Genomic DNA, 21,086 nt, shown 5'->3' with positions numbered 1-21,086 from the left:
GCGACGGCCACACCCGGTCCGTCAGCGGCGCACCTGCAAGCACTCGTCGCCTATTTCAGCGTTGAGGCGCCCGTGGAACTCGAACGCGTGCTCCTCGGTCAGGACAACCTCGGCGCGGGTGTCGCCCTTGATGACCGTGAGACCGTGGTTGTAGATACCGGCGAGAGTCTGTGCGACCTCCAGATTTCCCTCGACAAGGACTTCGCTGCCCGAGGTGCCGAAGTTTTTCGCGCGCACATCACCGCGTAACAGGAGAAACGGTCTGAAATCCATCTCCCAGTTGGTTATCCAGTCAGTGACGGTGAGGTCGCCGTCGACGACGAGACCGCTGAAGGACGCCGAGTTGGTCGCCGTCAGTCCGGACCAGGTGTCGAGATAGGAGAAATCGAGTGACAGGTTCTCCAGAGTGACGTCGCCCGAGACGACGACGACCTCCGCGTCGTCGTCCGCTCTGCCGAGGCCGAACAGCGACCGCAGCCGGAATCGCTCATCGGCCTCTCGCAACGTGACCACCGTGATCTCCATGTCAGGCTCTCCCCTTCGTACCCTTGTGCTGTGACCGGGATGGTCCACCGTGATCGGAAGGCGGCTCGCGGGACGAGCGCACGCGCAACGGCTGGTATTACTGGGGCATGCAGGAAGAGACGGCACGCTCCGCGATCGACACGTTCATCTCCGCGTTCAACGCCTCGGACGACAGCTATGTGACTGGCCTGCTCTCCCAGGCCCTGACCTCGGACGTGGTCTTCTGGGGGCCGTTGGGTCGCAGCGAAGGAATCGCGGCGGTCGAGCGGTTCGTGCTGGACATCCGGCGCCACCCGGCGGGGACCGGCACGATGGTGCGCTGCTCAGCGGTGGACATGCCTAACGAGTGGGCCCGGTACCAGTGGGTCTTCACCACGCCGGATGGAGGCCCCCGCCTGGCGGGAACGGACGTCGTCCATCTGCGGCGGAGCCTCATCGACCAGGTCATCGTCTTTGCGGGGGAGATCGAGCCGTCCGCCTCCTGAGTCGTCCTTCTGTCGCTGTCCTTCTCGTGAACTTGTCCCCTTCGGCACTCCGGGGCTGCGGTTCGCGGTCGGTCAGGCTGCGGCGTTGAGGGGGCGTCCGCCCCAGCGGATGCCCTTCTCGCTGCGGATGCGGGCGCGTTCCTTGCGTTGGGCGGCGAGTACGTCGGGGTGGCGGGCGTTGGCGTTGCGCCAGCGCAGGTAGCGGTGCGGTGCCTGGGTTTGCGTGGGGTGGCCGCGGTGGTGGGAGTTGGCCAGGGTGAACTGCCGCAGCGGGCCGAAGTGGGCCTCGATCGGGTTGGCCCAGGATGCGTAGGCCGGGGTGAAGCGCAGCTCGACCTTGTTCTTCTTCGCCCAGCGGCGGTTGTCGGCGCCGGTGTGGGCGGAGAGGTTGTCCAGGATGATGTAGATCGGGGCGCCGTCGGGTCGGGCGGCGCGGATCGGCTTCAGCGCGGCCAGGGTGTTGGCGGTGCCCTTGCGGCGGCGGCTGACGCCCCACAGGCGGTCGTCGCCCACGGAGTAGCGGCCGTGGAAGTAGGTGACGCCGTGGGTGCGGTGGTAGGTCGCCGGAAGGCGGTCGGGGTTGCCCTGCTTCGCCCAGCAGGAGCCTGCGGTGGGCCGGATCCCCAGCGGCCCGAACTCGTCGAAGGCGAAGCCCCGGTCCGGGAAGCGTTCCAGCACCTGCTCGATCCGGTCGACCTTGGCGTCGCGATGAGGGTCGGGTGACTCCTTCCATGTCTTGGTGCGCTGGAAGGTGATGCCGCGGCGCCGGCTCGCGGAGCGTGCCAGTGGGATGCGGATGCGGCGCCCGGCCATCGCCGGGCGCCCCGTTGTCCGGGGGTGCCGCTCACGCGCCGGGCGCCGCGGCCTCCAGTTCGTCGAGGGTGCCGGACATGACGGTGCGGATGTGCTGGGTGAGGTGTTCGGTGGGCCAGTCCCACCAGGCGACCGCCAGCAGGCGCGCGACGTCCCTCTCCTCGTACCGGGTCCGGATCAGCTTCGCAGGGTTCCCGCCGACGATTCCGTAGTCCGGTACGTCCGAGACGACGACCGCCCGCGAGCCGATGATCGAGCCGTGCCCGATGCGGACACCGGGCATCACCGTGGCCCCGTATCCGAACCAGACGTCGTTGCCCACTACGGTGTCGCCCCGTCCGGGCAGGCCGGTCAGCAGGTCCATGTGCTCGGACCAGGCGCTGTCCATGGAGGGGAAGGGGAAGGTGGACGGGCCGTCCATACGGTGGTTGGCGCCGTTCATGATGAAGCGCACCCCCGTGCCCAGGGCACAGAACTTCCCGATGACGAGCCGCTCGGGCCCGTAGTGGTACAGCACATTGCGGGTCTCGAACTCCGTGGCGTGCTCGGGGTCGTCGTAGTACGAGTACTCCCCGACCTCGATCAGTGGAGAGGTCACCAGCGGCTTCAGCCGCACCACCCGTGGCTGACCGGGCATCGGGTGGAGGACGGTGGGATCGGCGGGCGCGGGGCTCATACGTGTCGCTTTCGGGTCGTACGTCGGCGGATCGGGGGAGGCGGGGACGGGAGGCAGAAGGGCGGAACGCACAGGGACGGACCGCACAGGGACCGTGCCGGCGGCACTACCCCCCCATCGTTTCAGCCCGGTGATCGTCGCGGCACGGATTTTCTCTCCGTCCGCGAACGGCCCCAGGCAGGCTGAACTCAAGTGAACCGTTTGACCGGTGGGGGGATACTGCGCGGATGAGCGCCGAAGCCCCCAGGACGGAAGCCCCCAGGACCGAAGCCCCCAGAACACGGCAGGAAAGGGCCCTTCGCCATGTCGGGCAGCTCTCGTCGGGCCCTCCTCTCGACCCGGCGCTCCGGGTGACCCTCAATTTCCACCCGGACCGTTCGATACGGGGCAGGCCGATCCTGGGCGCTCTGGCCGAGGACGGGACCTACCGCTCGCAGTTCGTCACGGGCACGAGCAACGGGGGCCTGACCGCCCACCCCGGTGGGGACCGATGGCGCTGGGAGAGCCGGATCTTCGACGGAGCGTACGACGACGCGCCCGCACATGACCGGCCCGTGTACGGAGCCCTGAACTTCCGGCACACGTCGTACGGCGCGGCACCGCGGTTCGGCTCGGCGCACTTCCGGCTGACCGTTGGGACAGCGGCGCGGACCACGTTCTGCTACCCGGACAGCCTTCTCGAACCTTCCGACTTCGGCGTCGCGGGCCGCATGCGGCTCATCGAACTGGCCCGGACCGGCGGTCGGGACGCCCTCGACGACTACATCGAGGCACAGATACACGGCCCGGTCCGGCTGGACCGTGATGTGGAGGCGCTGGTCCTGGACCCCTGCTACCGGGGTACGGCCGTCGAAGCCGCAGCGCGGCGTCTTGCCTGCCCCGTGGAGTGGCACCCCGGGTTTCGGCTCACGGTCGAGGAACTCCGCCGCCATCCCGGTTACCGAGGCCGGCCGTACGTCGATCTGGGCACGCGCCTCGCGGTCGACGGCGCACTGGATCCGCGCATCGTCGGGGACGCCGCCCGCCTCGGCCACTACGACCCGCAAGCGGTCAAGAAGGTGTGGCACTGCCTCGCGCGCTTCGGGGCGCCGCCGGAGTCGCATCCCGGCGCACGGGATGCCGGACAGCGGTCGGTGGGGTGAAGGCGACGGTCGAAGCCCGGCGCGTTCCCGTCGAGGACGTTCCCATCGAGGGCTTTCACGGCGAGGGTGCGGTCGGCCGACGGGGACCGCGGGGCGGGCCGATCTCCCGGTGTGCCGCGCCGTCCGGGAATTCTTCTGCCGCCCGGATCGTCTCACAGGTATGTCACAGCACCAGAACGACGCTTCCGTACGCCCCATCACCGACGCCGATGTCCCGACCGCGGTCGACTCCCTCACCTGGGCCTTTGCCGACTACCCCTATACGCGGTACGTGATCGCCGCGGACGACCACGAGGGCCGGATCCGGCAGTTCCAGGAGCTGTGCCTGACGCGCATCGGGATGCCGTACGGCCGCGTCTGGGTCGCCGAAGAGGGCCGCGCTGTCGCTGTCTGGGCCACTCCCGACCAGGACCCCTCGCCCGCCTTCGCCGAGATCGGCCCACTGATCGGTGAGCTCGCCGGTGACCGGGCGGCCGCCTTCGAGGCCGCGGAACAGATCGTCGCTCCCCATCGGCCCCAGGAGCCGGTGTGGTTCCTCAACACGGTGGCGGTGGCTCCGGAAGCCCAGGGACGGGGTCTCGGCAGCGCGGTGCTGGCTCCCGGCATCGAGGCGGCCGAGCGCGCCGGGCACCCGGCCTTCCTGGAGACCTCCAGTGAGCGGAACGTGGCCTTCTACGAGCGCCTCGGCTTCAAGGTCACCGCCGATGTCCAGCTTCCCGACAACGGCCTCCGCACCTGGTGCATGCGCCGGGATCCCCGCTGAGGGCGTGACCCGCGGACCAGCCGCTCGACATCCCCGTCCGCCACTCGTGCGCCTGCCACTCGTAGGTCTCTCACCCGTGCGCCTCCCACTCGTGTGTCCGCCACTCGTAGGTCCCCACCGCCGGGCCGGGAGGACACGGTGTGGCCTCGTCTAGTAGGTTCGGGTGAGTTCCCTATGGGAACTCACCCGTTACGGAGCAGGGAGAGCGCATGACGCAGGCACGGTGGACCGCGGTCGACAATTACTTCAACGGCTTGCTGGTGGGGCCCGACGAGGCTCTGGACGCCGCCGTCGAGGCGAGTGGGGCGGCGGGGCTGCCGGAGATCCAGGTCGCCCCCAATCAGGGCAAGCTGCTCAACATGATGGCCCGGCTCCAGGGGGCGCGGACCATCCTGGAGATCGGCACCCTCGGCGGCTACAGCACCATCTGGCTGGCGCGGGCGCTCCCGGAGGGCGGCAGGCTCGTGACGCTGGAGGCGGACCCGGCGTACGCCGAGGTCGCCCGCGCCAATATCGCGCGGGCCGGGCTCGCCGATGTCGTCGAGGTCCGGGTCGGGCCGGCGCTGGAGACGCTTCCCGTGCTGGCCGCCGAGGGGTACGGGCCGTTCGACGTCGTGTTCATCGACGCCGACAAGCCCAGCAACCCCGACTACCTCGCCTGGTCCGTCGAGCTGACCCGGCCGGGCAGCCTGATCATCGCCGACAACGTCGTACGCGACGGTGAGGTCGTCGACGCCGAAAGCACCGACCCGAAGGTGCAGGGAGTGCGCCGGTTCACCGAACTCGTCGCCGCCGACCCGACCCTGAGCGCCACCGCGCTCCAGACCGTGGGGGACAAGGGGTACGACGGCCTGATGGCCGTGCTCGTCACCGAGGCCGGGTAGCCGGGGCGGGGAGGGGGGAAGGGGGCTCGCGGCGACCGGTCGGCCGGGACACCCCGCATGGCCAGGACGCTGTCCAGCGTGGCGCTGCCCGCCGGGAAGCGCTCGGTGTCCTCGAAGAACGACGACCGTACCGAACGGGCCCGCCCGGCCGTGACCCGCCAGGCGGAGGTGTTCATCTCCAGTACGTCGAGACGGCGGCCGGTGGCGTTGGGCGAAAGGCCCCTGGCACCCGCGCGGAAGAAGTCCGATGCCTGTTCCAGGTCCGTGAACAGCTCGCTGCCCCGCAGCTCGTCCGCGGTCTCCACCGCGGCGTCCACCCGTACGGCACCGTCCCGGGTCGCGAACGCCACCCGTACCTCGTCGGCGGCCTCGCGCACCGTGAAGTCCGCGTGCCCGTGCTCGCCGGGGAAGATCCGGCCGCCCGCGAGGACGTTGAGCCGGGAGGCGCTGACGCGGCGCGGGATGTAGACGCCCGTTTCGGCCCCGTCCGGGCCGTCCCACTCCACGGAGATCCGGTGCGCCGCGTTCTCGCTGCGCAGTCCGAGCGGGGCCGGACTCCAGCCGGGGCGTACGCCGCCGACGTGCAGGAGGCAGATCCCGGCCACCGCCCGGCCGCGCACGAGCTGGGGGCGCAGGGGGGCGGGCAGCAGGCCCGCCGCGATGCCCGGGTCCACCCGGTAGTTCACGAGCAGGCGGCGTTCGATGACGCTGGAGAGCCGGGGGTGGGCAGAGAAGAGCCCCCGCGAGTCATGTCCTCGCGGGGGCTCCTCGTCCATCCGCCTGCCCGGGTGAAGGTTGAGAAGACGATCACGAGGCAGGACGTCCGCGCTGGATCAGGGGGCGAGCAGGAGCACGTTCACGCGCTCCTTGGCGGCGGCGTACCGCTTCGCCACGTCCTGCCAGTTGACGACGCGCCACATCGCCTCGATGAAGTCCACCTTCTGGTTCTTGTACTGAAGGTAGAAGGCGTGCTCCCAGGCGTCGAAGACCAGGACCGGGACCGAGCCCTGGCCGACGTTGCCCTGGTGGTCGTAGACCTGCTCGACGATCAGCTTGCCGCTGACGGGCTCGTACGCGAGAACGCCCCAGCCGGAACCCTGCGTGGTGGCGGCGGCCTTCGTCAGCTGGGACTTGAAACCGGCGTAGGAGCCGAACGACTCGGTGATCGCGTCGGCCAGATCGCCGACGCCGTCCGCCGCGAGGGGCTCGCCGCCGCCGTCGCCGGTCATGTTGTGCCAGTAGATCGAGTGCAGGATGTGACCGGAAAGGTGGAACGCGAGGTTCTTCTGGAGGCCGTTGATGGCGCCCCAGGCCTCCTTGTCGCGGGCCTCTTCCAACTGCTCCAGGGTGTCGTTGGCGCCCTTGACGTACGCGGCGTGGTGCTTGTCGTGGTGCAGCTCGATGATCTGCGGATTGATGACCGGTTCGAGCGCCGCGTAATCGTAGGGGAGCTCCGGGAGCGTGTACGTGGCCATGATGCGAACCCTCCGACTGCTGGAAATGCCGTCCAGTTGTTATTGCAACCTATGTGCAAGAGCAGGCTAACAGCAGGAGGGTTCGCGCGTGATCAGTCCTTCGGCCTAGGACTCAGGAGGTGGCGGGAACTATGCCCACAGGTCTTCCCGCGCTGCCGCCGCGATGTCCGGGAAGTCCGTCACCACCGCGTCCACGCCCCGCGCGAAGTGGAAGGCGTACTCGGCGAACGCGTCACCGAAGTCGTTCGGCGCGGTGCCCCGGCGGTACTGCGCGGGAAGGTACTGGTTCTCGGCGCGGAAGGTGTACGCACCGACCTTCAGACCCGCCGCGTGCGCGTCGGCCAGCAGCGTGAGCGGCGGCACCAGCGAGGACTTGTCCGGGCCGATCCAGTCCGCGTACGAGGCGATCTCCCGCAGCCCGGCCGGGGTCATCATCTCCTTGTACGTGATCCCGTGGCCGTACGGGCCGCCGCCGGTGCCGAGCGCCTGCCAGAGCGGCAGACCGAGCCGGGCTCCGGCGATCCGGTGCAGGCTGGACGGTTCGAAGGACTGGACGACGCACTCCCGGGGGGTGAGGCGGTTGCGGCGGATCACCCGGACCAGCTCCGGCTCCAGCGGCAGGCCGATCGAGCGGAAGTACGTGGGGTGCTTCGTCTCGGGGAAGACCGCGATCCTGCGGCCGTACTCCTTCGACAGCGCACGCGCCAGATCGATGACCTCCTGGAAGGTCATGATCTGCTGGCGGCCGTCGAAGACCGTGTTGCGGTTGCGGATCAGCGGAAGCCGCTCCACCGCCCGCAGCGTCCTGAGTTCGGCGAGGGTGAAGTCCTCGGTGAACCAGCCGGTGACGGCCTTCCCGTCGACCGTCTTCGTCGTGCGGCGGCCGGCGAACTCCGGGTGCCCGGCGACATCCGTCGTCCCGGATATCTCGTTCTCGTGGCGCACGATCAGGACGTGGTCCTTGGTCGGTACGAGGTCCGGCTCGATCCAGTCGGCCCCGCACCGCACACCGAAGGTGTACGCGGCAGCCGTGTGTTCGGGGCGCCAGCCCGCCGCGCCCCGGTGGCCGACGACCACCGGGCCCCGGGGCCGGTGCGGGCCGCGGTCCGTGGCGTCGGCGGTGGCGGCGGTGGCGGGCGCTGTCGCCGCCGCGGTCACCGCGGCGGTGGCCAGAAGGATCGAACGGCGGCCGGGGACAGGGGACATGGGAACTCCTCAGGTGGGCGGAAGGACCACCAAAGCGATGGGGGGTTACGGCCGGGCGGACTGGGGCTTGCCGGTTCATGTACGGCCGTGGGGAGGGGGGTCGGAGCTCCGCGGGCGTGGGGCGCGGTGTCCGCGCGGGGGTCAGCCGGTACGGGTACGGGTACGGGCGCCGGGACCTCCGTCGGCGCGTGCGTGGGTCCGGGCCTCGGCGAGCCGCGCCAGATGGTCCTCGTACGCTTTCGCGTAGAACGCCGCCCGCCGGGCGTCCGGCGTCACCACCGAGGCCGGCGCCGTCCACGACGCCGTGTCCAGCTCCACCCCGAAGCGTGCTCCCGCCGCCAGCACCGCGCCCCGGGCACCCACCTCGCCCTCCACGATCCGCACGGGCCGGCCCAGCACATCGGCGAACAGCCGCGTCCAGGCGGGCGAGCGGGTGCCGCCGCCGCACAGGGCGAGGGTGCCGGTCAGCCCCGCCGCCTCCAGGCAGTGCCGGGCGGCGAAGGCGATGCCCTCGCAGACGGCACGGATCAGATCGGCCGGGGTCGACTCCAGGGTGACACCGGTGAGTTCGGCCCGCAGCCGGGGCTCGACGAACGGCGCGCGTTCGCCGGACGGCGCGAAATAGGGCAGCACCCGGACGCCGTGAGCCCCGGGCGGTGTCGTCTCCAGCAGGGCGTCGACCTGATGGAGGCGTACGCCGGTGGTGTGCAGCACCCAGTCCAGGGCCGCCGTGCCGACCATCGCGGGCATGGCGCGCAGCCAGTGGCCCGGACGGTCGGTGGAGATGTGCAGCCCGGCCGGTTCGCCGGTCAGATCGAGACGGTCGGTGGCGACCAGCGCGGCCAGGCAGGTGCCGACGATCAGCAGACCGTCGCCGGGCCGGGTGACACCCGCGCCGAGCGCGGCGGCCGGCAGGTCGTACGGACCGTTGGACACCCGTACCCCGCTGGGCAGCAGGGCGGTCGCCACCGGGTCGCTCACCGGCGGCAGCAGCCCGGCCCGGTGGGAGAGGCCGAGCGCGGCCAGCACCTCGGGGGAGTACGCCCGGGTCACCGGGTCCAGGAACGGCATCGAGGCGTCGGAGACATCGGTCGCCCGGACCCCCGTCAGCCGCTGGAACACCATGTCCTTGCAGTACAGGGCGGTGGCCGCCGCGTCCAGGGAGGCGGGTTCGCAGCGGTCCAGCCAGGCCAGCACCGGGCCGGGGCAGCCCGGGAACATCGCGCTGCCGGTGCGCCGGTAGACCTCCTCGAAGGCGCCCGACACCAGCCAGTCGTCGACCAGTTCATGGGCGCGGCCGTCCATCCAGGAGATGGCCCTGCGCACCGGGCGGCCCGCCGCGTCCACCAGCCAGACCCCGTCGCCCTGCCCGGTGAGGCCGGTGAACGCCACCCCGTCCGGGCCCAGCGCGTCCAGGACCTCGACGACCGCCCCGTACACCTCGTCCATGTCCTGCTCGACGTGGCCGTCATGGATGTCCAGCCCCACGGGGCGGGACTCGACGGCCAGTGTGCGGCCGCGCTCGTCGAAGGCGGCGGCCTTCACCAGCGAGGTGCCGACATCGATCCCGACGTACCTGGTCCCGACGTACCTGGTCCCGACGTACTGGGTCCCGGTGTACCTGGTCACGGCGCACGACCTCCGGTCAGAGGAGTTTCGGGGAAGCCGCGTCAGCGGTGTTCCGGAGGAACCGCTTCGGCGGAGTTCTTCGGGCGAGGGCTCACAGGGCGTTGGCCGGGGGCTCGCCCCGTACGTAGCGGGCGACCTCCGCCGCCGCGATCCGGGCCGCCTTCTCCGCGACGGCACGGCTGGCGCCCGCCACATGCGGGGTCATCAGCAGGCGCGGGGTCCGGAACAGCCGTGAGCACGTGGGCGGGGGCTCCTGCTCGTACGTGTCGAGGGCCGCGGCCGCCAACTGCCCCGAATCCAGCGCGTCGCACAGCGCGCCCGTGTCCAGCAGCCCGCCCCGGGCCGCGTTCACCAGGACCGCGCCCCGGGGCAGCAGCGCCAGTTCGCGGGCGCCGATCAGATGCCGGGTCTCCGGGGTCAGCCGGGCGTGCAGCGTCAGGACCCGGGAGCGGGCGAGCATCGCGTCCAGCGACGTGGCGCGCATGCCGTGGACGTCGCCGCGCACATAGGGGTCGTACACCTCGACCTCGGCACCGAACGCGCCGAGCGCCCTCGCCACCCGGCTGCCGACCGCCCCGTAGCCGATCAGGCCGACCGGGGTGTCCTCCAGTTCGAGGCCGGCGCTCTCGTACAGGAAGTGCGTGGCGTCCCAGCGGCCCTGGGTGCGCAGGGTGTCGTGGGCCTCGGGGATGCGCCGCAGGGCCGCCAGCAGCAGCCCGACCGTGAACTCGGCGGTCGCCGCCGCGTTGCGCCCGGGGGCGAAGCAGACGCGTACACCCCGGTCCCGGGCCGCCTGCGCGTTGACGTTGACCGGGCCGCCCCGGCAGACGACGACGAGCCGCAGCGCGGGGGAGGCGGCCAGCACCCGCTCGGTGAACGGGGCCATCTGGGTCACACAGACCTCGACCCCTTCCAGGGCGCCGATCAGGGCGTCCTCGGCATCGCTGGCCTCGTCGACCTCGCCGACCCTGCCGAAGGGCTCCAGGGGCCAGGGAAGGGTGAGTTCGGTGATGTCCGCGTCCGCGGCCGCCGTCCGGCGCAGGGCCTCGGTGATCAGCGAACTGCGGACGAAATGGTCACCGGCTGCCAGAATCCTGATCGCGGGGTGGTTCATCGGAGGGCGTCTCCTGTCTCGGCGTCGAAGACATGGATGTGCTGCGGGTCGGCGGTGATCCGGACGGTGTCGTCGCGGTCGAGCCGTATCCCGGGCCCGGTCAGTACGACGACGGGACCGGCCACCCCCTCCAGGGCGAGGGTGGCGATGCCCGATTCCAGAAGGGGTTCATGGGCGGAGACCCTGGCCGGTGTGCCCGTACCGCCCAGGGTGAGGTCCTCGGGGCGGATGCCCAGGACGACCGCGCGCCCCGGGGCCGCCCGCCCGTGCGGCACGGGGAAGCGCACGGAGTCCGAGAGCCGGACGCCCCCGCCGTCCATGACCCCCGGGAGCAGATTGACCGCCGGTTCCCCGACGAAGTCGGCGACGAACACATTGGCCGGGGCGTCGTAGATCTCCTCGGGGGTGCCGAGCTGCTGGATCTCCCCGTCCCGCATCACCGCGATCCGGTCGGCGAGCGACAGTGCCTCCTCCTGGTCGTGCGTGACCAGGATCGCGGTGTGCCCGGAGTCCCGCTGGATGCGCTTCAACTCCCGTCGGGTGGAATCCCGTTCGGCCGCGTCCAGATGGGACAGCGGCTCGTCGAGCAGCAGTACGTCGGGCTCCCGGATCAGGGCGCGGGCCAGCGCCACCCGCTGCTTCTGCCCGCTGGAGAGTCCGGCCGGGCGGGCGCCGAGCAGGTCGGTGATCCCGAGGCGGCCGGCCATGGCCGCGACCCGGCCGCGGATCTCGGCCCGGCCGTACCGCCGCCGCGCCGACAGCCCGAAACCCAGGTTCTCCGCGACCGTCAACGGCGGGTACAGCGCGTAGTTCTCGAAGGCGACCCCGATGTTGCGCCGCTGCGCCGGGAGCCCCACGACGGAGGAGCCGCCGATGAGGATGTCGCCGCCGGTGACGGACTCCAGACCGGCGATCATCCGCAGCGTCGTGGACTTGCCGCACCCGGACGGGCCCAGCAGGCCCAGCAGTTCCCCGGACCGCAGCTCGATGTCGATGGCCCGTACCGCCTCGACGGCTGCCCGGCCCCGCCCGGTGTACGTCTTGCGCAGGGCACGCAGGGCCAGTTCAGTCACCGTTCATCGCCGCCTCCCGGTGCCGTGCCGATGCGGTGCCCGCGCTGCCTGCCGTGCCGACCGTGCCGCCCGGTGCGGTGCCGGCACCCGTGCTCGCGGCGGTCCCGGGGCCCGTCGCGCAGACCTCGTAGGGGACCTTGTGCTCGTCGAGGTCGCGCAGCGCCTCGGCGGACGCCCCGTCGTCCACCAGCACCAGATCGAACCGGGACAGCGGGGCGAGCCGGTGCAGCGCCACCCGCCCCAGCTTGGAGTGGTCGAGCAGCAGGACGTTACGGGCGGCCGAGTCGAGCATCGCCCGCTTCACGGAGACGATGTGCTGCTCCTGGTGGTAGGCGAAGCCGCCGGACACCGCGGAGGTGGAGGTGAAGCAGACATCGACCTGGAGGGACTGCACGGCTTCCACGCAGGAGACCCCGAGGAAGGAGGAGTGCAGGGGGTCGTAGTCGCCGCCCAGCCCCATCAGATGGATGCCCCGCTCCTGCGACAACAGCGTTATCGCTTCGAGGAAGTTGGTGACGACGGTCAGCGGGGTGATGGTCCGCAGCCGCCGCGCGATCTCCAGGGTGGAGGTCGAGTCGTCGAGCATCACCGCCATGCCCGGCTCGATGAGCCCCACCGCGCGTTCGGCGACGGCGGCCTTCTCGGCGCGCATCGTCTTCAGCCGGTAGGCGACGTTCGACTCGAAGACGCCGGACGGCTGGGCCGTCACGCCGCCGCGGAACTTGCGCACGATGCCCTGCCGTTCCAGCTCGTCGAGGTCGCGGTGGATGGTCATCAGACTGACGTCGAACCGCTCCGCCAGCTCGGCCGCGCTGACCTCGCCCTCGGCGAGGACGTACTCGGCGATGGACGCCTGACGGGGGGCGGGGCCGCGCTGCTGAAGACTGCTCATGGGCTGATCCTTCGTCCTGGTCTGTCCGGCCGGTCGGCCTCGAACAGCAGCAGTCTCGCCCGCTCCGCCCGCAGCCGCACGGGATCATCGGGACGCAGGCCCGCCGCCTCGGCGCGCGGCACGACGAGCGACAGCTGCTGTCCGCCGGCACTGACGGTGACCTCGGCCGCCCGGCCCAGCACCTCGGTGATGTAGACGGAGCCGGTGAACGCGATGACGGAGCTGTCTTCACGGCCGCTTCCGTGCCCGCCGGAACGCGCACCGGAGTCCCCTGGGCCGTGACCGTCGCCCAGCCCGATGTCCCTCGGCCGCAGACCCAGTTGGACCTCCGTTCCCGGCGGGGCGGGAACCGGCAGCGGCAGCTCGAAGGACCCGTCCGCCGCCCGGAACCGCCCCTCGGCCGCCACCGTGCCCGGCAGCAGATTGATCCGGGGCCGGCCGAAGGCGCGGGCGACGAACGTGTCGTGGGGCCGGTGCCACAGCTCCTCGCGCGTGCCGCTCTGCACCAGACGGCCGTCCCTGATCACCCCGATCCGGTCGCCGAGCGCCAGCGCCTCCACCGAGTCATGGGTGACGTACAGCGTGGTCGTGTTGCGCACCGCGCCGATCGCCCGCAGCTCGGCCCGCATCGCCTGGCGCAGCTTGGCGTCCAGGTGCGACAGCGGCTCGTCGAGGAGGAAGGCCCGCGCCGGGCGGACCAGCACCCGGCCGAGCGCCACGCGCTGCCGCTGTCCGTTGGACAGGGCCCCCACCGGCCGGTCCAGCAGGGCGCTGATCCCGAGGAGTTCGGCGGTCTCCCCGATCCGGGCCCGCACCCGGTCCGCGGGGAGGCGGTGGCGGGGCGACCGGAGCGGGGAGGCCAGATTGTCGTACGCCGTGCGGTGCGGGTAGAGCGCGTACGACTCGAAGCACATGGCCACGCCCCGGTCGTACGGCTCGACGCCCGCCATGTCCGCCCCGCCCAGCTCCACCGACCCGGACCGCGGCTCCACCAGGCCCGCGACGGTCTTCAGCGTGGTCGTCTTGCCCGCGCCCGAGGGGCCGAGCAGACAGTAGAACTCGCCCTCGGCCACCTCCAGGTCCAGCCCGTCCAGCGCGACGCTCCTGCCGTAGGACAGATGGACGGAGCGCAGGGCGATGGCGGCCGGGGCGGTCATGACTTCACCGCCCCGAAGGACAGGCCCCGCACCAGATACCGCTGGATGGTCAGTGCCAGCAGCAGCGGCGGGACCACCGAGACCAGGGCGGCGGCGGCCGTGAGGTTGTACTTGGGGCGGTCGCCGCCGAGGAAGGACAGCGCGCCTACTGTCACCGTCTGGGCGTTCGACGAGGTCAGGATGAGCGGGAAGACGAAGTTGTTCCACGCGAAGATGAACGCCAGCAGGGAGACGGCCGCGATGCCCGGTTTCACGAGCGGCAGCGCGACCTTGAAGAACGCCTGTTTACGGGTGTAGCCGTCCAGCAGCGCCGCCTGCTCCAGCTCGGGCGACAGATCGGAGAAGTACGAGCGCATGATCCAGACGATCAGCGGCAGCGTCACCAGCTGGAGGACCCACACCATACCGACGTAGGTGTCGAAGAGGCCGAGCTGCTGATAGAGCACGAACAGCGGGATGATCACGGTCAGTTCGGGGGCGAAGCGGAACGAGAGCAGGGTGAACATCAGGTTCTCCGAGCCGCGGAACCGCCAGCGGGCGGCGGCGTACGCGGCGGGCAGTCCGATCACCAGGGACAGGGCCACCGCCCCCACCGAGACGACCAGGCTGTTGACGAAGAAGCGCAGGAACGGCACCCCCTGGTCGTCCCCGGCACCGAGCACCGTGCGGTAGGAGTCGAGGGTCGGGGTGAACGAGAAGTACGTACTGAACAGCTCGTCGGCCGGCTTCAGCGACAGGATCACCATCCAGGCGACCGGGAACAGCGCGAAGACGAAGTAGAGGATCAGCGCCCCGTCCGCGGCGACCGCCGACAGCCTCCGCCCGCCGCTCCCGCCGTTCCCGCCGTTCCTGCCGTTCCCGCCGGACGGCCTCCGCCGGCCGCTCCCGCCGTTCCTGCCGGACGGCCTCCGCCGGCCGCTCCCGCCGTTCCCGCCGGACAGCCTCCGCGCTCCTGAGCCGGACGGCTTCCCCGCTCCCGCGTCGGTCCGCGGCTCGCGCTTCACTTCGGCACCTCCGCCGCACGGCTCTGAATCCGCCCCAGATAGCGCACCAGCACCATCGTCACCAGGTAGACCACCGCCCAGAGCACGATCATGTAGCTGATGCCGAACGAATAGCGCTGGAAGCGGATCGCCTCCAGATACGCCCGGATCTGGAGCACCACCGTCGAGTCGCCGGGGCCGCCCTCGGTCAGCGCGTAGATGATGTCGAAGACCTTCAGGGAGTCCATGAACCGGAAGATCACCGCGACCAGGACGTACGGCCAGAGCATCGGCAGCGTGAGCCGGCGGAAGGTGAACCACCAGCCCGCCCCGTCCACCGCGGCGGCCTCGAACGGCGACGCGGGCAGTGAGCGCAGCCCGGCCAGGGCGAGGATCGCGACGAACGGCGTGTACACCCACACATCGACGGCGATCGACGAGAGCAGCGCCCCGGTCGGGGTGTCCGTCCACTGGACCCCGCCCAGCCCGATGGGCTCCAGCAGATGGTTGACCACCCCGACCGAGGGCTGGAGCATCAGCTTCCACATGATCGCGGCGATCACCGGCGCGATCATCAGCGGCAGGATCAGGATCTTCTCCAGCACCCGCCCGACGGCGCTCGCCCGGTGCAGCAGCAGCGCCACCGACACCCCGAGCACCGTCTCCACGGCGGCCGCGCCCACCGCGTACAGCACGGTGACCCGGGCGGAGTCCCAGAACGAGGACTGGGTGAAGATCCGCCGGTAGTTCTCGAACCCCACCAGGTCCGGCTGCGGTTTGCTCGCCGCGAAGTCGAACAGCGTGTAGTAGAGGCCCAGTCCGAACGGATAGAGGATGCCGCCGGTCAGCAGCAGCGCCGGAACGATCAGGAGATACGGCCGCAGCGAGCGGCGCCACGCGGGCACCGGCCGGGCTGCTGCCGCCTCCTCGCGAGGGCCGGCCGCGGGCTCCGGGGGCGCCGATGGCATCGTCAGGGGCACCGGTCAGCCGATCTTCGAGGCCAGATCGCCCGCGAGACCGTTCAGCACGGACGAGGCGTTCTTCCCGCCGTAGATCTCCTGGAGCGCCGATGCCCAGCTCGTCGTCGCGTCGAAGAACTGCTCCTGCGGGGTGAACTGGATCTTCGTCTGGCCGACGACCGCCTCGAACGTGTCGATGAATCCAGGGATCGCCCCCATCTTGTTCCGGTACGCTGCGGCCTCGCTCACCGAGGTGCGCACCGGGTCGATGTGGTTGCCCTGGACCGCGGCCCTCAGCAGATGCTCCTTGCCGGTCGCCCACTGGAGGAACAGCCAGGCCGCCGACTTGTTGCGGCTCCTGGCGTTCATGCCCAGCGACCAGATCCACATGTTCGTCGCGAGCGAGCCGCCCGGCCCCTTCGGACCGGGGTGGAAGGCGATCTTCCCGGAGGCGGGCGAGGCCCCCTTCACCGCCTGGAAGTACGCGGCGGTGTCCGCGTCGAAGAGCATCGCCGCCTTCTTCGCACCGAGGTCGCTGGAGCACTGGTACCAGGTGTACGAGGTCCAGGACGGCGGGCCGCCCTTCCTGACCATCTCCGCCCAGTCCCGGGTGAAGGCGACCGCCTCCGGGGAGTTCATCGCGGGCTTCACCTCGTCGCCCTCGACGGTGAAGTCCTTGAGCCCGTTGCGCGCGTACATCGTCATGAAGCCGGGGTGGATCGTCGCCCAGCTCCGCGAACCGCGCACCGCGACCCCGTACATCCCCTCGAAGCCGGCCCCGGGCGCCTTGCGGGTGATCGTCCCGGCCAGCTCGCGCAGTTCGTCGAAGGACTCGGCGGGCCTCACCCCGAGCTTCTTGAACACCTCGGTGTTGTACGCGACGACGTTCGTCTCCCAGCCCCAGGGCAGCGCGTACTGCCCGCCCCGGCCGAGCGGGGCGCCCGCCTTCAGCGACCACTGGCCGGCCTGGAGCAGATTCGGGAAGAAGTCCGCCTGGTCCCATTCGGCCCCGGTCGCCGAGGAGTTGCGCATCCACGGTCCGAGGTCCTCCAGCCAGCCCGGCGGGCCGTACTGCCACACCATGTACGCGCCCAGCATGAACACGTCGTACGAGGCGCGCCCGCTGGACAGGTCGACGGTGAGCTTGTCGAAGTAGTTGTCCTCGGGGAAGACGTCGTACTCGACCTTGATGCCGGTCTTCTCGGTGAACGCCTTCAGATCGGCGATCAGGGCATCGGTGTACGGGTGTTTGTTGAGCAGTGCCTTGACGGTCCTGCCCTCGGCCCTCTTCCAGTCGAAGGAGCCGGTGATGTCATCGGCGGCGGAACCGTCGCCGCCGGTGGCGCCCCCGCCGCCGAAGCCCGTCCCGCAGGCGCTCAGCAGCGGAGCCGCGGACAACGCCGCCGCCGCGCCGAGAGCGACCAAGCGGCGCCGGTCGTGCCCGATCCTGTCCATCCGTTCCATCCGTGACCTCCACGGTCCGGCCGGAGATGCTGTTCACACGTTTCGTCGACTGGTTAACAGAGCTTGGAACACCACAAGTTGCGCGTCAATCCCTCGCGCAAGTGAAATTCTCAGTGCACAGTGAGAAGTTCACAGAGGGAGCCGATATGTGGATGGGCATCGATCTCGGCACACAGAGCGTCCGCGCGGTCATCGCCTCGGACAGCGGGAAGATCCTCGGCAGCGGATCCGCCCCGCTCACCGGCGTACGCGACGGGGTACGCCACGAACAGCTGCCGGACCACTGGTGGACGGCGGTGTGCGCGGCGGCCCGTCAGGCCCTGCGCGACTGCCCCGCCCCCCGCGCGCTCGCCGTCTGCTCCACCTCCGGCACCGTGCTGCTCACCGACCGCACCGGCCGGCCGCTCACCCCCGCGCTGATGTACGACGACGGGCGCGCGGGAGCCGAGGCGGTACGGGCCCGGACACCACCGGCCTGGGCCCTGCCCAAGGTGATGTGGCTGCTGGCGGAGTACGGGGGGAGGGACGACGGCGCCCGTGTGACCCACCAGGCCGACTTCGTGGTGGCGCGGCTCGCCGGGCATCCGCTGGCCACCGACTCCAGCCACGCGCTGAAGACCGGCTACGCCCTGGAGCGGGAGGACTGGCCGCACGGCAGACTCGCCGGACTGGGGCTGCCCGAGGGGCTGTTCCCGCCGGTGGTGCGGCCGGGGCGGCGGATCGGCACGGTGGGCGCCGCGGCGGCCGCGGAGACCGGGATCGCGGTCGGGACGCCCGTGATCGCCGGGATGACGGACGGATGCGCGGCACAGATCGCCTCGGGGGCGCTCACCATCGGCTCCTGGAACGCGGTGCTCGGCACCACCCTGGTCCTCAAGGGGGTCACCCGGGAGCCGGTCACCGATCCGACCGGGGCCCTCTACAACCACCGGGCCCCCGACGGGAACTGGCTGCCCGGCGGGGCGTCCGGGGCCGGCGGCGGAGCGCTGACCGCCGCGTTCCCGGGGGCCGACCCGGCCCGGCTGGACGAGGCGGCCGCGGCCGGGGGGCCGGGGGACGTGGTGGCGTACCCGCTGGCCGCGCACGGCGAACGCTTCCCGTTCCTCGCCCCCGGCGCCCACGGCTTCCTGCTCGGCGAACCCGCGTCGGACGCCGAGCACTGGGCGGCCCTCCTGACGGGCGTCGGCCTCGTCGAACGCCTCTGCCTCGACTACCTCGACCTGCTCGGCGCCCCCGTCCGCGGCCCGCTCACCTTCACCGGCGGCGCGGTCCGCAGCGACCACTGGAACCGGCTTCGCACCGACATCCTCGGCCGCACCGTCCGCATTCCGCACCACACCGAGCCCGCCCTCGGCATGGCCGTCCTCGCCGCGTACGGGGCAGGGGCGGCCGGCACCGTGCACGAGGCCGCGGGCCGGATGGTGCGGCTGCGCCGGACCCTGCACCCGGACCCGGCGCGTACGGCCCGTCAGCTGGGGCCGTACCTCAGGCTGGTGGACGAACTGGAACGGCGCGGCTGGCTCCCGGCCGCCCTCGCCGCACACGCCCGCACCCGAACGGAGCACCCATGACCGCGAGCCCGCCCGCCACCACCCTGCTGCTCGCCCGCCACGGGCAGACCGTCTGGCACGCGGAGAACCGCTACGCCGGAGTCAGCGACATCGCCCTCACCGACGAGGGGCGCCGCCAGGCCGGGCAGCTGGGCCGGTGGGCGGCCCGGAACCCGGTCGACGCCGTCTGGACCTCCACCGTCTCGCGCGCCATGAAGACCGCCGAGCCGGCCTGCCGGGCGCTCGGCCTCGTGCCGCTGCGCGAACACGCCCTGCGCGAGTGCGACTTCGGGACGGTGGAGGGGCGGACGCTCGCCGAGTTCGCCGCCGAGGACCCCGCGCGCGCGGAGGCCTTCCGGGCCGACCCGGTGGCACATCCGTTCCCGGGCGCCGAGGACCCCCGGGCGGCGGCGGCCCGGGGGACGGCCGCCCTGCGCCGTATCGCGGAGGGCGGCCGGGGAGGCCGGATCCTGGTCGTCGCGCACAACACCCTGCTGCGCCTGGTCCTGTGCGAGCTGCTGGGCATCCCCCTGGGCGCGTACCGCAGGGTCTTCCCGCGACTGCGCAACGCGGCGGTGAGCGAGATCAGGCTGGCGGGCGAGGGCGGCGCCGGCGCGTCGCTGCTCTCCCTGAACGTGCCGTGCGACGACTGAGACCGACCGGCGGGCGGGGGAGAGGGAACGGGGAGTGAGGGAAGGAACGGAGGGCGGGGCGGGAACGGAGGGCGGGGGCAGGAACGGGGCGGGGCCGCGCGGCGGTTATCGGGCGGTGTCCGCCGCGGCCCGCCGCTGGCGCAGCAGCCCCACGACGATCAGTACGACGGTCAGCGCACCCGTGGCCAGCAGCTGATCGCGGGTGTCCGGCTGCCGCAGCATCAGCAGGAAGATCCCGGCCATCGCGGCCAGCGCGACGATCGTCCCCACGGGGAACAGCCACATCCGTACCACCAGCTTCTGGGGCTCCTCCCGCTCCAGCCGGGTGCGCAGGATCAGCTGTGAGACGGCGATGAAGATCCACACCACCAGGATCACCGCGCCGATCATGTTGAGCAGCCACGGGAATACGTCGTCCGGCCGCCAGTAGCTGAGCAGCACGCACAGGAAACCGAAGACGGAGGAGACGAGCACGGCGGTGCGCGGCACCCCGGAGGAGATCCGGCCGAGCCGCTTCGGACCCTGGCCGCGTGCGACGAGGGAGCAGGCCATGCGCGAAGCGCCGTAGATGTTGGCGTTCATCGCGGAGAGCAGGGCGACCAGGATGACCACGTTCATGATCTCCGCGGCGCCGCTGATGCCGAGGTGGTCCAGCGCGGCGTAGAACGGGCCGACCTCGACGACCTTCGGGTCGTCCCACGGCACGAGGGTGACAATGACCGCCATGGAGCCGACGTAGAACACCGCGATGCGCCACATCGCCGTCCGCACGGCCTTCGCGACGCCCTGCACCGGGTTCTCGGACTCGGCGGCCGCGATGGTGACGGTCTCCAGACCGCCGTAGGCGAAGACGGAGGCGAGCAGCCCGATGATGAAGCCGTTGGAGCCGTTGGGCAGGAAGCCGCCGTCGCCCGTGAGGTTGGAGGTGCCGGGCGCGTCCGTGCCGGGCAGCACCCCGAGGATCGCCAGTACGCCGAGGACCAGGAAGAGCGTGATCGCGACGACCTTCAGCGCGGCGAACCAGAACTCGAACTCGCCGAACTTCTTCACGGCGGCCAGGTTCGTCCCGAGGAACATCACCATGAACAGCGCGACCCAGGCCCATTCCGGGGTGCCGGGCAGCCAGCCGGTGACGATCTTCGCGGCGCCGATGCCCTCCAGCCCCACGGCCACGCACAGGAGCACCCAGAAGGCCCACCCGGCGGTGAAGCCCGCCCAGGGGCCGATCGCGCGTTCCGCGTGGACGGAGAAGGAGCCGGAGGCCGGATTGGCGGCCGACATCTCGCCGAGCATGCGCATCACGAACATCACCAGCAGCCCGGAGATCCCGTAGGCGATGACGATCGACGGCCCGGCGGCGGCGATACCCGCGCCCGAGCCGACGAACAGCCCGGCCCCGATGACCCCGCCCAGGGCGATCATCGAGAGGTGGCGCTGCTTGAGGCCATGGGTGAGCGCGGAGTCGGCCGGTACGGTGCCGGTGGCTGCGGAGTCAGCGGTGGGGGGAGACGCGGAGGTCCGAGGCATGGACGGGCTCAGTTCGGTAGGTGAGACGTGGACGAGCCCACAGTCTGAGCACGGCCGCCGCTCACAGGGAACCGCTGTCCGCTGTACGGTCACGAGGCTCACACAAGGTGCGCACG

19 protein-coding genes and 2 pseudogenes are annotated in these 21,086 nt (G+C 71.4%); 6 read left to right on the top strand and 15 right to left on the bottom strand.

Annotated elements, in window-relative coordinates:
* Nucleotides 1-21: 21 nt before the first annotated feature.
* The gene (locus tag OHA98_RS32045) at nt 22-525 is read right to left on the bottom strand and encodes a hypothetical protein (protein ID WP_266930700.1); all 504 of its coding nucleotides are present in this window, start codon (nt 523-525) and stop codon (nt 22-24) included.
* Between the two features lie 107 nt (nt 526-632).
* Here OHA98_RS32045 and OHA98_RS32040 point away from each other — a divergent pair, with 107 nt between their 5' ends.
* A complete protein-coding gene (locus OHA98_RS32040; protein WP_266930698.1) occupies nt 633-1,010 on the top strand; it encodes a nuclear transport factor 2 family protein in 378 nt (125 codons plus the stop codon).
* Nucleotides 1,011-1,082: 72 nt separating this feature from the next.
* Here the strand turns inward: OHA98_RS32040 and OHA98_RS32035 are convergent.
* Nucleotides 1,083-1,775: pseudogene (locus tag OHA98_RS32035) on the bottom strand (transposase); the annotation flags it as partial.
* A 79-nt stretch (nt 1,776-1,854) separates the two neighbouring features.
* On the bottom strand, nt 1,855-2,499 hold the full coding sequence (locus OHA98_RS32030) for a CatB-related O-acetyltransferase (protein WP_266930696.1): 645 nt from the start codon (nt 2,497-2,499) through the stop codon (nt 1,855-1,857).
* A gap of 227 nt (nt 2,500-2,726) precedes the next feature.
* Here OHA98_RS32030 and OHA98_RS32025 point away from each other — a divergent pair, with 227 nt between their 5' ends.
* The 3 genes from OHA98_RS32025 to OHA98_RS32015 all read left to right on the top strand — a co-directional run bounded on the left by OHA98_RS32025 (nt 2,727) and on the right by OHA98_RS32015 (nt 5,288).
* Nucleotides 2,727-3,641, top strand: coding sequence for a DUF3626 domain-containing protein (locus OHA98_RS32025; RefSeq protein ID WP_266930694.1), 915 nt, complete (start codon nt 2,727-2,729; stop codon nt 3,639-3,641).
* A 160-nt stretch (nt 3,642-3,801) separates the two neighbouring features.
* The gene (locus OHA98_RS32020) at nt 3,802-4,404 is read left to right on the top strand and encodes a GNAT family N-acetyltransferase (protein WP_266930692.1); all 603 of its coding nucleotides are present in this window, start codon (nt 3,802-3,804) and stop codon (nt 4,402-4,404) included.
* A gap of 209 nt (nt 4,405-4,613) precedes the next feature.
* Complete coding sequence (locus tag OHA98_RS32015; RefSeq protein ID WP_266930690.1) at nt 4,614-5,288, top strand: O-methyltransferase; 675 nt, start codon at nt 4,614-4,616, stop codon at nt 5,286-5,288.
* A gap of 32 nt (nt 5,289-5,320) precedes the next feature.
* Here the strand turns inward: OHA98_RS32015 and OHA98_RS32010 are convergent.
* The 11 genes and pseudogenes from OHA98_RS32010 to OHA98_RS31960 all read right to left on the bottom strand — a co-directional run.
* A pseudogene (locus OHA98_RS32010) lies at nt 5,321-6,064 on the bottom strand (DUF2071 domain-containing protein); the annotation flags it as partial.
* Nucleotides 6,065-6,121: 57 nt separating this feature from the next.
* Nucleotides 6,122-6,763 carry a superoxide dismutase gene (locus OHA98_RS32005; protein WP_266930688.1) on the bottom strand — a complete coding sequence of 214 codons (642 nt, stop codon included), beginning with the start codon at nt 6,761-6,763 and terminating at the stop codon, nt 6,122-6,124.
* Between the two features lie 129 nt (nt 6,764-6,892).
* On the bottom strand, nt 6,893-7,969 hold the full coding sequence (locus OHA98_RS32000; RefSeq protein WP_266930686.1) for a glycerophosphodiester phosphodiesterase family protein: 1,077 nt from the start codon (nt 7,967-7,969) through the stop codon (nt 6,893-6,895).
* Between the two features lie 141 nt (nt 7,970-8,110).
* Nucleotides 8,111-9,598, bottom strand: coding sequence for an FGGY-family carbohydrate kinase (locus OHA98_RS31995; RefSeq protein WP_266930684.1), 1,488 nt, complete (start codon nt 9,596-9,598; stop codon nt 8,111-8,113).
* A 91-nt stretch (nt 9,599-9,689) separates the two neighbouring features.
* Nucleotides 9,690-10,712 (bottom strand): 2-hydroxyacid dehydrogenase, encoded by a 1,023-nt coding sequence (locus tag OHA98_RS31990; RefSeq protein WP_266930682.1) that lies wholly within the window; start codon nt 10,710-10,712, stop codon nt 9,690-9,692.
* The gene (locus OHA98_RS31985) at nt 10,709-11,785 is read right to left on the bottom strand and encodes an ABC transporter ATP-binding protein (RefSeq protein WP_266930681.1); all 1,077 of its coding nucleotides are present in this window, start codon (nt 11,783-11,785) and stop codon (nt 10,709-10,711) included. The genes OHA98_RS31990 and OHA98_RS31985 overlap by 4 nt, the downstream gene beginning before the upstream one ends.
* Nucleotides 11,778-12,677 carry a DeoR/GlpR family DNA-binding transcription regulator gene (locus tag OHA98_RS31980; protein ID WP_266930679.1) on the bottom strand — a complete coding sequence of 300 codons (900 nt, stop codon included), beginning with the start codon at nt 12,675-12,677 and terminating at the stop codon, nt 11,778-11,780. The genes OHA98_RS31985 and OHA98_RS31980 overlap by 8 nt, the downstream gene beginning before the upstream one ends.
* Nucleotides 12,674-13,834, bottom strand: coding sequence for an ABC transporter ATP-binding protein (locus OHA98_RS31975; RefSeq protein WP_266930677.1), 1,161 nt, complete (start codon nt 13,832-13,834; stop codon nt 12,674-12,676). The genes OHA98_RS31980 and OHA98_RS31975 overlap by 4 nt, the downstream gene beginning before the upstream one ends.
* Complete coding sequence (locus OHA98_RS31970; RefSeq protein ID WP_266930675.1) at nt 13,831-14,838, bottom strand: carbohydrate ABC transporter permease; 1,008 nt, start codon at nt 14,836-14,838, stop codon at nt 13,831-13,833. Before OHA98_RS31970 ends, OHA98_RS31975 begins: the two co-directional genes overlap by 4 nt.
* Nucleotides 14,835-15,785 carry a carbohydrate ABC transporter permease gene (locus tag OHA98_RS31965; RefSeq protein WP_266930674.1) on the bottom strand — a complete coding sequence of 317 codons (951 nt, stop codon included), beginning with the start codon at nt 15,783-15,785 and terminating at the stop codon, nt 14,835-14,837. Before OHA98_RS31965 ends, OHA98_RS31970 begins: the two co-directional genes overlap by 4 nt.
* Nucleotides 15,786-15,800: 15 nt before the next feature.
* Nucleotides 15,801-17,240, bottom strand: a complete 1,440-nt coding sequence (locus OHA98_RS31960) for a sugar ABC transporter substrate-binding protein (protein ID WP_266930672.1) — start codon at nt 17,238-17,240, stop codon at nt 15,801-15,803.
* 146 nt (nt 17,241-17,386) lie between these two features.
* On the opposite strand from OHA98_RS31960, the gene OHA98_RS31955 reads away from it, so the two are divergent.
* Both OHA98_RS31955 and OHA98_RS31950 read left to right on the top strand, forming a co-directional pair.
* Nucleotides 17,387-18,811: an FGGY-family carbohydrate kinase gene (locus OHA98_RS31955; protein WP_266930671.1), complete on the top strand. Its 1,425-nt coding sequence runs from the start codon at nt 17,387-17,389 to the stop codon at nt 18,809-18,811.
* The gene (locus tag OHA98_RS31950; RefSeq protein ID WP_266930669.1) at nt 18,808-19,443 is read left to right on the top strand and encodes a histidine phosphatase family protein; all 636 of its coding nucleotides are present in this window, start codon (nt 18,808-18,810) and stop codon (nt 19,441-19,443) included. The genes OHA98_RS31955 and OHA98_RS31950 overlap by 4 nt, the downstream gene beginning before the upstream one ends.
* A gap of 105 nt (nt 19,444-19,548) precedes the next feature.
* Here OHA98_RS31950 and OHA98_RS31945 read toward each other — a convergent pair whose 3' ends face one another.
* A complete protein-coding gene (locus OHA98_RS31945) occupies nt 19,549-20,970 on the bottom strand; it encodes an amino acid permease (RefSeq protein WP_266930668.1) in 1,422 nt (473 codons plus the stop codon).
* Nucleotides 20,971-21,086 lie beyond the last annotated feature (116 nt).

It is taken from the genome of Streptomyces sp. NBC_00654, from assembly GCF_026341775.1.
Classification (GTDB): domain Bacteria; phylum Actinomycetota; class Actinomycetes; order Streptomycetales; family Streptomycetaceae; genus Streptomyces.
This window is presented reverse-complemented; position numbering and strand designations above follow the sequence as displayed.